Below are 12,785 nucleotides of genomic sequence, written 5' to 3'. Positions count from 1 at the left end.
AGTCATCCCCATAGGAGCAGCACGATTTCTTCGGGGTTCGCCAGATGATGGAAGGCGAACCCTTTTCGTTTGGCCGACAGCAGCTCGTTGCCGATGTTCGTCAGCGTAAAATAGAGCAGCTGCTTCATACGGGCAAACTTCTCCAGCAGCTCGTCGTCCAGCTGTGCCGTGCTGATGACCGCCGCGGCGCAGCGGTCGATTTGCTCCGGCAGGCCGTATTCCTCCCGCAGCTGCTGAAGGATCTCCTCCCGGCGCCCGTGCCCGCCGATCAGGTCGGACAGCAGCTTGTCGGCATAATGCGGGCGCATCCGGTTCATCTCGATGCTCTGGCGGCTGCTCTGCCGCCGCTTCAGCTCCTCCTCCCGGCAGGCGGCCGCGGCTTTGGCGAGCGCCTCGTTCAAGGCGGCGGGGTCCACCGGCTTCAGGATGTAGTCCATCCCGCCGTGGCGGATGGCATGGCGGACCAGATCGAAGTCGTCATAACCGCTGATGATGATCGTCTTTATCCCGGAATGGCTTCCGCTCAGCCATTCCATCAGCTGCGTGCCGTCCATGCGCGGCATGCGCATATCCGTCATCACGATCTGGGGAGCGTGCTCCTCGATCATCTCCGTCGCTGACTTCCCGTCGGCCGCTTCCAGAATGTCCGTAATGCCATGGCGCTCCCATTCCCCGAGCAGCTTGATGGCTTCCCGGACATGCTTCTCATCGTCTACAATTAACACTTTCATGGCTGTCAATTCTCCTCTGTATGAACTTCCCTCGGCCCAGTCCCTGTGCGGGCTTCAGCCGTTTTATTTTCTCCGGTGCGCATATCTTGCATATCTTCTGTATCGATTTCCAAGGAAATACGGACTCCATACGGCTCGAGGTTTTCGATCCGCATGCCGACGTCATGCGGCGTATACAGCTGCAGACGAAGCAGGACGTTGCGCACGCCGATTTCTCCGTTATCGCCTGCCCATTCGTCCTCCAGTTCGCCGTTTCCCCGGCCAGCCAGCTGTTCCTGCAGCGTGGCCAGCTTCTCCGGCTCGATCCGGCTGCCGTTATTTTCAATGACGATCTGCAGCACGCCGTCTTCCCGCATATGGCTTTCGATGCGAACCATGCCCTGACGGCCTTCGTGATCCATACCGTGCTTGAAGTAATTTTCGATCAGCGGCTGAAGAATCATTTTCGGCATGGGCTTATCCAGCGTATCCGGGGCCAGGTCCAGCGTGTAGACGAGCTGGTCCCCGAAGCGTTCCTTCTGCAGCTCCAGATAGAGCCGGACGTGATCGGCCTCGTCCCTCAGCGTCACCAGCACATCGTTGTTGCGCATGCTGTAGCGCATAATTTTGGCCAGGGAAGAGAGCAGGGCATAGATCCGCGGAACGTTATTTTGCAGCGCCAGCGTTCCGATCGACTGCAGGGTGTTGTACAGAAAATGGGGATTGATCTGGGCCTGCAGCGCTTTGAGCTGATTGGTCTTGTTCGCCAGCTCCAGCCGGTATTCCCGCAGGATCAGGTTGTTGATCGTATCCATCATCTGCCTGAAGCGGGTGAACATGATGCCCGTCTCGTCCTGCCGATTCCAGGATATGTCGACGTCGAGCTGGCCGGATTGAATCCGGTTCATGTAGCTGGTCAGCCTCTTGATCGGCTCGGTGATCCGGATCGAGATGAACAGCGTGCCAAAGATGATGATTCCCAGGGCGATGACCGCAATGGCGGCGTTGATCTGGGTCAGCTGTCGCGCGCGCTCATACAGCGTGCTGTTCGGAATTCTTTTAATAATCGTCCATTCGGTATATGGCGTCTGCATCTTCTCGAATACGTTCATGGCTCCGCCGCTTTCGAAAAAGCCCTCGGTCTGTGTTCCCTTGATCCGCGTCAGCAGCTCCTTGTCCGTGATCTGGGTGCCGAGTTGGCTGTCCCGCCCGGAATAGACGACGGTGCCGCCCTGGTCAACGACCAGCAGCTGCTCCTTGTCCTTGTTGAACAGCTGCTCGGTAATATCCGCCACCGAATCCAGGCTGACGTCGATCGCCAGCAGGGCCAGCACCTTCTCCGACGGCACATTGGTGATGGACCGGTGGAAGGTGAAGACCATTTTGTCCGAGTAGGAGGTCGGCGACGGGGGAAAACCATAGTCATGGCTTTTATGGGTCGGCTCGATCGCCGTCGTATATTTTTCATACCCTTGGGTCGAAATGTAGGGCTCGGTCCGGTACTCCCGCTTCGGGTAGATCGCAGGCGTAACCAAGGTGGATTGGCCGGACTGGGTAGCGTGCAGGTAAATCCGCTCGATGCCGTGCACCGTATTCAAAATATTTTGCAAGGACGTGTACACCTCGGCCACCGCCCGGTAATCGTCCGGGATTTTCCGCAGATTGCGCAGGAAGTTGGCGTCCGTGTACAGGGTGAGCGAAGCCTGGTTGATGCTGTTCAGATAATTGGTCAAATTGACCTTGCCCTGGTAGATCAGGTTCCGGTTCTCTTCGAGCGCCTGCTCTTTGATCGTCTCCTTGGTATGGATGTATGTGATCGTGATGGAGAGCAGCAGCGGGACGGTTGTCGCCAGCAGCATAAACAGAATCAGCCGGGAACGGATGCTGCGGAATTTCATGGAAACACCACTCTTTCGGGGTGCGTGAGGTATGTCATATCAATATTTTCCCCCTAACGGTTCACGATCCTCCGTGTTATTGAAGAACCGCTTCCCTCATACTGAAATAGTCATATACGAATCGTAAAGGGGAGATCAGGATGAATCGCCAAAAGTCATCCGGGCTGCTCCAGCAGCTGATATTCGTGGGGCCATCCACGATTTTTTTTCTCATCATCATTGTCGTTCCGTTCCTGCTGGGCTTATATTATTCCTTTACCGACTGGAACGGGGTATCCGGCGACGTCACCTGGGTCGGATTCGACAATTTCAAACAAATCATAACCAATGATCCCGATTTTGGGAAGGCTTTCTGGTTTACGGTAAGGTTCACGGTCATCGGCATTATTGTAACCAATGTGCTCGGATTTTTCCTTGCCTATTTCCTGACCAAGCCATTGAAGTCGCGCAATGTGCTGCGGACGATTTTCTTTATGCCGAACGTCATCGGCGGGCTACTGCTTGGATTTATTTGGCAGTTTATCTTTGTAAAGGGTTTCTCGGCGCTCGGCAGCGCTACCGGCTGGCACTTCTTCAACCTGCCTTGGCTGGGGGACGAAACGACCGCCTTCTGGGGCATCGTTATCGTGTTCGTCTGGCAAACCGCGGGCTACCTGATGGTCATTTACATTTCTTCGATCAATAATATCCCTAAAGATATTCTGGAAGCGGCCGAAATCGACGGGGCCAGCAAGCTGCAAATTTTGAAATCGGTCATCGTGCCGCTGGTGATGCCTGCCGTTACGGTCTGTCTGTTCCTTGCCATTTCCTGGTCGTTCAAGATGTTTGACCTGAACTTGTCGCTGACGAAGGGCGGACCGTTCCGCTCGACGGAATCGGTGGCGCTCAACATTTATAATGAAGCATTCCAGAACAACCGTTACGGGCTTGGAACCGCCAAAGCGATCATCTTCTTCGTCGTGGTTGCCATCATTACCAGCCTTCAGGTTAAAATCACGAAAAGCAAGGAGGTCGAATCGTAATGGAAGCATCCAAACAATACCGCTGGGGGACGCTCGTCACCGAAATCATTATGGTGCTGGTTGCGCTGCTCTTCCTGGTTCCGTTCTACTTTCTGTTCGTTAACTCGGTGAAAACGTTTGGCGACCTGCTGACGAACTCCGCCAGCTGGCCGAAAACCTTTGAGTGGCACAATTACAGCCGGGCCTGGGACATTACCAACTTCCCGTCGGCGCTGTGGAACTCGCTGGTCATTACCGTGGTCAGCAACGTGCTGCTGGCGCTGTTCAGCGCCATGGCCTCGTACCGGATGGTGCGTCACAATACGCGGTTCAACCGCTTTCTGTTTATGATTTTCGTGGCTGCAATGGTCATCCCGTTCCAATCCATCATGATTCCGCTTGTCAAAGTCACCAGTACGCTGGGCCTGATGAACAGCATTCCGGGACTGATCGCCTGTTACCTCGGCTTCGGGGTGCCGATGACGGTATTCCTGTTCCACGGTTTCGTCAAATCGATTCCGTTGGAAATCGAGGAGGCCGCCACGGTGGACGGAACGAATATTTACGGCACGTTCTTCCGGATCGTCGTTCCGCTGATGAAGCCGATGTTCGTTACCGTCATCATTCTGAACACGCTCTGGATCTGGAACGATTACCTGCTGCCGTCGCTGGTGCTGCAAAGCCCGGACCTGCGGACGATTCCGATCGCGACCTTCGCCTTCTTCGGACAGTTCACAAAGCAGTGGGATCTGGCCCTGCCGGCGCTCGTCTTGGGCATTCTGCCGGTCATCGTCTTTTTCCTGGCTATGCAAAAATATATCGTCGAAGGCATTACGCAGGGAGCGGTCAAAGGCTGAATCCTTCAGTTGCGAACAACGGGTCAATCCCGTCCCCCTGTTTGATCAATATCGTAAGTGCCGGGGGGACAGGCTGTTCCCTATAATGAGGGAGTAAGCGATTTCAACGAGAGAACTTTTTTAATGAAGCATTCCGCTTGATATGCAAGAACAAAAGGGAGGATTCTTGATCATGAAAAAACGGACCAAAATGGCGCTGGCTTCCGTGCTGGCCCTTTCCGTAGTACTGGCCGGCTGCGGCTCCAAAACAGATAAAAGCGCCGAAGGCGCGAGCGGCGGCAGCGGCGGCACCAAGACGATTCACATTTTCCAATTCAAGGTGGAGATCGCCGAGGCGCTCAACAAGCTGAAAGCCGACTATGAAGCCAGCCATCCTGGTGTGAAGCTTGACATTCAGACGGTAGGCGGCGGTTCGGATTACGGTGCGGCGCTGAAAGCGAAATTCGCATCGGGCGAGGAGCCGGATATTTTCAACGTAGGCGGTTATACCGATCTGGAAACGTGGCAGGCCAAGCTGGAAGACCTGTCGGGTGAAAAATGGGTCAGCGATATGGTGGATGTCGCCAAGGACCAAATTTCCAAGGACGGCAAAGTGTACGGCATGCCGATGAACCTGGAAGGCTACGGCTTTGTCTACAATAAAGACTTGTTCAAAAAGGCGGGCATTACCGATATTCCGAAGACGTTAACCGAGCTTGAGGCAGCCGCCAAAAAGCTTCAAGACGCGGGTATCACCCCGTTCGTCAACGGATACCAAGAAGGATGGATTCTCGGCCAGCACTCGCTGAACGTGGCTTTTGCCCATCAGAAGGATCCGGGCGCTTACATTGAGGGCCTCAACAACGGAACGGCCAAGTTTGCCGGCAACGAGCAAATGGACCAGTTCATGAATCTGTTTGACCTGACGCTGAAATACGGCAACAAAAATCCGCTGACGACCGACTACAACACGGAAATGACGATGTTTGCGAACGGACAGGCGGCTATGACGCAGCAGGGCAACTGGACGCAGGTGCAGATCGACGGCATCACGCCGAACATGAATATCGGGATCCTGCCGATGCCGATCAACGACAACGCGGAGGAGAACGACAAGCTGCTCGTTGGCGTGCCGAACAACTGGGTCATCAACAAAAACTCCAAGGTGAAGGATGACGCGAAGGAATTCCTGAACTGGCTCGTCACCTCCGATGAGGGCAAAAACTATATCACCAAGGAATTCAAATTCATTCCGGCCTTCAAGAGCATTAACGCCACTGAAGAGGATCTGGGAGCGCTCGGCGCGGAAGTGCTGAAATACAGCAAAGAGAACAAGCTGCTGAGCTGGCAGTTCGCGAGATTCCCGGAAGGGGCCTGGAACGAATTTGGCGCAAGCATGCAGGGGTATATCGCCGGCAAGACCGACAAGGCCAAGCTGTTCGAGGACTTCCAAAAAACGTGGGATAATTTGAAAAAATAATAGCTTAATCAGCATACGAATGACCTGGAGGCTTCCTTTTGAACCAATGAAAGGGAGCCTCTTCATCTTAGAGGGGGGAAGCAGGATATGGAGGGCAGCGAAGCAATCCGGCCGGATAAAGACGGACCTGTCATTGTGCAGGAGGCTTGGGAGAACCTGGGTATCTATACCGGCGTGGAAAAAAGAGAAGGAACCTACTGGGTACGAACGGAACGCGGGGGAGCGGCTGTGGAATTCGTCACGGACGACATGCTGCGCATTAAATATTTCCTCGGAAATGATCCGGAAATGTCGACTTCGGTCGCCATCGATCCGGCCACTGCGGCTGGGGGCGATGTCCAGGCACAGCTGGAGGAGACGGCAGGGGGCGTCCGGTTCCGCACGGCGTCGCTGGAAGTGACGCTGGACAAGCTGGGATTGTCCATGACCGTCAGGGACCTGGCAGGAAACGTGCTGGCCGAGCAGAAGAGCATCACCTTCAGCCCGGACGGATCGGCCTTCGGCGTGTACGACATGCCGAAGGATTCCCATTTCTACGGACTCGGGGAGAAATCGAGCTTCCTCGATAAACGCGGCGAGCGGTACACGAACTGGAACACCGACGTATACGCCCCGCATATGCCGGAAATCGAGGCGCTGTACGAGTCGATTCCGCTGCTGATTCATATGCACGGCGGCATCAGCTGCGGACTGTTCCTCGATAATCCGGGACGCTCGGATTTCGACATGCGCAGCCATGGAGTCGCCTTCACGGTCAGCTGCACGACAGGAAGCTACGACCTGTACTTCATCAACGGGCCGGAGCTGAAGGATGTCGTCAAGCGTTACACCGCTCTGACCGGGCGGATCAACCTGCCGCCGAAATGGGCGATCGGGTATCATCAGTCCCGTTACAGCTACATGAACCAGCAGGAGGTGCTGGAGCTTGGCCGGACGTTCCGGGCGAAGCAGATTCCGTGCGACGTCATTTATTTGGATATTCATTATATGAACGAATACCGGGTGTTTACGTTCGATCCGGTGCGGTTTCCGGATCCGGCCGGCATGATCCGCGAGCTGCGGGAGATGGGGATCCGGATCGTGCCGATTGTGGATCCCGGCGTCAAGAAGGATGCGAAATACCCGATTTATCAGGAAGGGATCCGGGAGGACCATTTCTGCAGGAAGCTGGAGGGGGATCTGTTCTTCGGTGAGGTATGGCCAGGGACAAGCGCTTTCCCGGATTTCACCGACGACCGCACAGCAAAGTGGTGGGCGGATCAGCATGCCTTTTATACCGAACTCGGCATCGAGGGCATTTGGAACGACATGAACGAACCGGCGGTGTTCAACGAATCCAAGACGATGGATCTGGACGTGATACACCGCAACAACGGCAAGCCGCTGACGCATGAGGAACTGCACAATATCTACGGCCTGCTTATGTCCAAATCGACCTTTGAAGGGTTGAAAGAGCAGCTGGACCGCCGCCGTCCGTTTGTGCTGACACGCGCCGGGTATGCGGGCATCCAGCGGTATGCGGCCGTCTGGACGGGAGACAACCGGAGCTTCTGGGAGCATATGGCCATGGCCATGCCGATGGTGCTGAACATGGGGCTCTCCGGCCTGGCGTTCGCGGGTCCGGACATTGGCGGCTTCGCCCACCATACCTCCGCGGAGCTTCTGATCCGCTGGACGCAGATGGGCGTCTTCTTCCCGTACTGCCGGAACCACTCGGCGCTCGAAACGGTGCGGCAGGAGCCGTGGTCGTTCGGGGAAGAGGCCGAAGCTATCCTGCGGGAGTACATTGGCCTGCGCTACCGCTGGATGCCGCAATTGTACAACCTGTTCCATGAGGCGGCCGTGACCGGGCTGCCGGTCATTCGCCCGCTCATTCTGGAGTATCCGCACGATCCGAACGTGACGAATCTGTGCGATCAATTCCTGCTCGGCGACAACGTGCTGATCGCGCCGGTCTATCGTCCGGACACCGACCATCGTGCCGTATACCTGCCCGAAGGGACTTGGTTGGACTACTGGACGGGAGAAGCGCATGAAGGCGGGCGGTATATCCTGGCCCACAGCCCGCTGTCCGTTATGCCGATCTACGTGAAGACGGGCAGTGTGATTGCGGAAGGCCCGCTGAAGCAGCATGCCGAAGACGGAGCGGATGATGCGTTAACGTTCCATGTGTACGGCGCGGAAGCGGAAGGTGACTTTGCGGCTTCTTACCGCCTGTATGAGGATGACGGGGTGAGCTACGGCTACGAAGTCGGAGCTTACAGTGAGCTGGAGCTGAAGGTGCGGGCCGAGCAAGGCCGGCTTGTCCTGTCGTATGCTTACCCACATCGGCAGTATGAAGCGAATCGCGAACGCCTCCGCTTCGTGCTGCGCCGGCCGAAGCTCCGCCCGGCTGAAGTCGAAGGGCTCGGGCAGGTGACGCTTGAGCAAATGGAGCAGGGAGCGCTCGGCTGGGCCGTCGATGGCCAGAGCGGCGACCTGATCATTCAGGTCCAGGATCGTCCCGAAGGCGGACAGTGGGCGGTAATCTCCGCCTGATCAGCCCATATACAGATCCATGATGGATTCAAGCCGGAACCGGTTCAGGGAGATTAGTGCTCCCGGGACGGTTTCCGGCTTTTTTAGTTTTTTTAGATATAATAAAATTTAATTTTCCGAGTGTCGTCCTCCTGGTATTTCCAGAAGAACGGCGTTAAATGCGGTCCGGCTTCGTTGAATGCTCGTCAATGAGACGCTTTTACTCTGATGCTGCATGATCAGGTCAGGAAGAGGGCAGGCGGCCCCATGGTGGGCAAAAAGCATAAAAAAATAGTGAAAAATGCCTAAAAAAGACCCGGATCTCGTTTTTAAATTCATGCGTTTTCGTATAAGATGGAAGTATATGTGTAATTACGGATACGACAGGAGACTACCATGAATCAACCGCTTTATGGCGTATGGCTTGGCGATGTGTTTTTTTGTTTTTCAGGAGAGATGTCCGAACCGAGAGTGGATGCATGGAGCAAAGTGGTCAAGCAGCTGACGCTGACGGACGGGACGCGCCCTTTTGCCCAGGCTGCGCTCAGGCTGGCCGAGCTTAAGTACCCGTCCGCGCATGCGGCTCAGCGTACGAGCCGCCGGGGGGAACGGCGCCAGCTCATGGGCAGAACGCTGGAGGGACTTGCCCTGAGCGCCGCAGACGCCTTCAGCCTGCTTCTCGCATGGGATGAGCCTTATATTCGGCAGGCGGGAATGGAGCCCGGGGCGGAGATGGGGTACTGGGCCCAGGCGGCCCGGTTCGCCCTGGAGCTGATGCTGCGCGGCAGTATCGCGCCGGGTACGGCCCCTGTGCCGACAAACGGCACCCGCCGCAAATCGGGCGAGCAGGCGCTGACGGCGGAATGGAAGCCGAGCCTGAACCAGCCGCAGGACGCGGAGCGGTTCCTGCAGCTGGCGGCGGCGATGCCGCCTGTGGCGCTTGGAGTACCGGCGCTATCCGGTAGGGATGCGATGACCAAGGAGGAAGCGGGGGCATTTTTGCTGCACTCGTTTATGGGCGCCATGATCCATGCACAGGTACGGGAAGTGATCCGTGAGAACGAGAGCAAATTTTCCCGCTACCATGCCGATTACCGGAGAGGATATTCCCCGGTGGCGGAGCTGTGGTGGAACAGTACCCTGACCGCCAGCCGGATGATCCCGGTTCAAGGGAGCACGGAAGAGATGGAGGAGCTGGCGTCCGCGGTTGGTGAGACGGGGGGGACCTCGATTCCGGCCGTGGAAAACGGGGATGCTTCGGCACAGGGCCGGATGCAGCTGGGACTGCGGCTCGAGCCCTGCCATACCGAGGAAGAGGAACGCTGGTGCGTCTCGTTCTGGGCTGAGTTTCAGGATGAGTTCGGGGCATGGATTCCCATTCGGGCCATCTGGTCGTATCGGGAGCGGGATATCAGCCGCCGCGGCCGCGTCTTTCCGAATGTGAAGGAGCAAATGCTCCGTGCGCTCGGCGATGCGTCGAGGCTGTCCCCGGAACTGGCCGAAGTGCTGAGGGGCCCGGCTCCGGAGAGCCTTGAACTCACTACGGAGGAAATGATCGCCTTTGTCCGCCTCTCGGTTCCGAAGCTGACGAAAGCCGGAATCACGGTCCAGATGCCGTCCCGGTGGAGCCGGAAGGGGCGCCGCCGTGTGGGATTGTCGCTGAAGATGCTGGCGGAAAATGCAGGCGGAGGCGCGCCCGGCCATCCGGTCATCGGCCTGGAGCAGCTTGTCTCTTTCCGGGTGGAAGCCGCCCTTGAGGGCTATACCCTCACCCGGGAGGAATTGGCCGAGCTGGCCGAGTCGACCCTGCCTTATGTGAAATTCCGCGGGGAATGGATCGAGCTGGATCTGAAGGAAATCCGCCAGGTGCTGCGCTATATCAAGAAGCATGACGAAGGCGAAATGAACATGTCCGACTGGATGCATCTCAGTGCAGGAGAAGACGGTGAACGCACCTGGAAGGGCATTCCGGTGCTGGAGCTGGAGACGATGGGCTACCTGCAGTCCCTTCTCGGCGAGGAGGGGCCGAAGAAGGTGCCTGTCCGCCCGGTTCCCGCTTCGCTGCACGGCGTGCTCCGCCCTTATCAGGAGCGGGGCTACCAATGGCTGGCGGCGATGCGGGACATGGGCTTCGGCGTCTGCCTGGCCGATGACATGGGCCTCGGGAAGACAGTGCAGGTGATCACCTGTCTGCTGGAGCAGCACAAGGAAGGCAATCCTCCCGTGCTGATCGTGTGCCCGACCTCGCTGCTCGGCAATTGGCAGCGCGAAATGCAGCGCTTTGCCCCCGGGCTCGAGCTGTACATTCATCACGGCAACCGCCGCCTTCATGGGGATGAATTTTTGGAGCAGGCGCTTCGGCATGACGTCGTGCTGACAACCTACCATTTGGCCGGAAGGGACGGCTCCGACCTGGCCTCGGTGCTGTGGTCCACCGTCGTGCTGGACGAAGCCCAGTACATTAAGAACTACCGGACCAAAGCAGGCGCAGAGCGTCATGAAGCTGTCGGCGCCTCACCGCATCGCGATGAGCGTCATGAAGCTGTCGGCGCCTCACCGCATCGCGATGACCGGGACGCCGGTGGAGAACCGCCTCGGCGAGCTGTGGTCGATTTTCCAATTCCTCAATCCGGGTTATCTCGGTTCTTCCACATCGTTTCGGCAGCGGTACACGACAGGGGAGGTCGCGCCAGGGAAGCTGCAGGAGCTGCATAAGCTTGTATCGCCCTTCATGATGAGACGCCTGAAGAGCGATCCCGACATCCGCAAGGATTTGCCGGAAAAGCTGGAAATCAAATCTTACTGCACGCTGACCGAAGTGCAGGGAGCGATGTACCAATCGGTCGTGGACCAGATGATGGGCCAGATCGGACAGCAGACGGGGATTGCCCGGAAAGGGCTGGTGCTGTCCTCGCTGACGAAGCTGAAGCAGATTTGCGACTCGCCGCTTCTGCTCGGCAGGGAAGACGTGCGGGGCGCCAAAGCCGAGTCTTCCGGGAAAATGGAGCGGCTCTTCGATCTGCTTGACAACATCCGGGAAAATCAGGAGTCAGCGCTCATCTTCACGCAATACGTGGCGATGGGGCATCTTCTGGTGTCCAGGCTGAAGGAGCGTTACGGCAGGGCGCCGTTCTTCCTTCACGGCGGCGTGTCCAAACAGGAGCGCGACGACATGGTCATGGCCTTTCAGGAGGGCGAAGGCCCGTCCTTCTTCGTACTGTCGCTGAAGGCGGGGGGCGTCGGTCTGAATCTGACCCGGGCCAATCATGTGCTGCATTATGACCGGTGGTGGAATCCGGCGGTGGAGAATCAGGCGACGGACCGGGTATTCCGGATCGGACAGCAGAAAAACGTGCAGGTTCACAAGCTGATCTGTCAAGGGACGCTCGAGGAGCGGATCGACGAGCTGATCGAGCATAAAAAGTCGCTCTCCGAGCAGGTCGTCGGTTCGGGAGAAACGTGGCTGACCGAGATGTCGGATCACGAGCTGAAGGAATTGATCATGCTGCAAGGGGAAGACTGGATGTAAATGTAAACCGGCGGCTTAGGGCTTCCTTAAGCAGGCTGCGGCTATCATGTTAATTCGACGCTTCTGATTTTTTGGGGGCACTCCAAGGAGGGAACAAGGGATGAAGGCACAAGGTAAAGACCGAACGGAGCTGGTCGTGGAAGCGGAACCCGGATTGATCCGGGCTCAAGGGACAACCGCAGAAGGCCGTGAGGAATGGACCCTCGGCATTCCGGTGACGGTAGACGGAGCTGTGCCCGCAGGCACCATCGTGGAGAGGCTGGCCGATTGCCCCGCCGACCTATATTTACTGCTTCAGGAAAGCCAGCTGCCTTGGCTGGATGAGCTGCTGGGGCAAACCGCCTTGACCTGGGGCGAGGCGGTCTGCAGCTGCGGCGCAGACGGATGCCCCCATGCTTCGGAGTCGATGCCGGCCATCCGTCAGCGCTTGGCGGAGGAGCCGCTTCACATGCTGGCACTGCTGGGGCTTCCCCGCGAGGAGCTGCTCGGCCGGGTCTTCAGCGACTGGGCTGGTTCCCTGCCCCCGGGTGACGCCAAGTTGGCCGACGGCGACCTGTCCTCCCTGGAGGAGAAGGGCAAAGGCGGACCGTCTCCCGGCGAATGGCTGGCAGAAGCGGCGCAGCAGGGCATGCTGCATGAACCGGGAGCGCCGTACCGGGAGGTGGCCGTCCATCTGAAGGCGGTGCCCGCCAAGGATATGCCGGAGGAGGATTGGTCGGGCCTCCTGCCCAAGGTGACGGCAGCCCGGCAGGTGATTCGCTCGATCAAGACGCAGACTGCGGCGAGAGCCAAGGAGCAGCTGAAGCGGGTACCA

Annotated in this window: 7 protein-coding genes and 1 pseudogene; 6 read left to right on the top strand and 2 right to left on the bottom strand. The window is 57.6% G+C overall.

All coding sequences use genetic code 11. The features are described 5' to 3' along the window. Positions 1-2: 2 nt before the first annotated feature. Both CPT76_RS31280 and CPT76_RS31275 read right to left on the bottom strand, forming a co-directional pair. Positions 3-731 (bottom strand): response regulator, encoded by a 729-nt coding sequence (locus CPT76_RS31280; RefSeq protein ID WP_105445659.1) that lies wholly within the window; start codon positions 729-731, stop codon positions 3-5. 5 nt (positions 732-736) lie between these two features. Beyond that, positions 737-2,608 (bottom strand): cache domain-containing sensor histidine kinase, encoded by a 1,872-nt coding sequence (locus CPT76_RS31275; RefSeq protein WP_105445658.1) that lies wholly within the window; start codon positions 2,606-2,608, stop codon positions 737-739. A 140-nt stretch (positions 2,609-2,748) separates the two neighbouring features. On the opposite strand from CPT76_RS31275, the gene CPT76_RS31270 reads away from it, so the two are divergent. From CPT76_RS31270 to CPT76_RS31245, 6 genes and pseudogenes are all read left to right on the top strand, one after another. Then, entirely contained in the window at positions 2,749-3,630 is an 882-nt protein-coding gene (locus CPT76_RS31270) for a carbohydrate ABC transporter permease (RefSeq protein WP_076172854.1), read from the top strand. Then, positions 3,630-4,466: a carbohydrate ABC transporter permease gene (locus CPT76_RS31265; protein ID WP_076172855.1), complete on the top strand. Its 837-nt coding sequence runs from the start codon at positions 3,630-3,632 to the stop codon at positions 4,464-4,466. The genes CPT76_RS31270 and CPT76_RS31265 overlap by 1 nt, the downstream gene beginning before the upstream one ends. A gap of 172 nt (positions 4,467-4,638) precedes the next feature. Continuing rightward, positions 4,639-5,925, top strand: coding sequence for an ABC transporter substrate-binding protein (locus CPT76_RS31260; protein ID WP_105445657.1), 1,287 nt, complete (start codon positions 4,639-4,641; stop codon positions 5,923-5,925). Between the two features lie 87 nt (positions 5,926-6,012). Next, a complete protein-coding gene (locus tag CPT76_RS31255; protein WP_105445656.1) occupies positions 6,013-8,463 on the top strand; it encodes a glycoside hydrolase family 31 protein in 2,451 nt (816 codons plus the stop codon). A gap of 375 nt (positions 8,464-8,838) precedes the next feature. Further along, positions 8,839-11,971 (top strand): annotated as a pseudogene (locus CPT76_RS31250) (DEAD/DEAH box helicase). A 100-nt stretch (positions 11,972-12,071) separates the two neighbouring features. Continuing rightward, on the top strand, positions 12,072-12,785 hold a 714-nt coding region (locus CPT76_RS31245), incomplete at its 3' end, for a hypothetical protein (RefSeq protein WP_105445655.1).

Source organism: Paenibacillus sp. AR247 (genome assembly GCF_002968895.1).
In the GTDB taxonomy this organism is placed as follows: Bacteria; Bacillota; Bacilli; order Paenibacillales; family Paenibacillaceae; genus Paenibacillus_AQ; species Paenibacillus_AQ favisporus.
The sequence above is the reverse complement of the archived record's forward strand: the minus strand, read 5'-3'. Positions and strand labels throughout refer to the sequence as shown.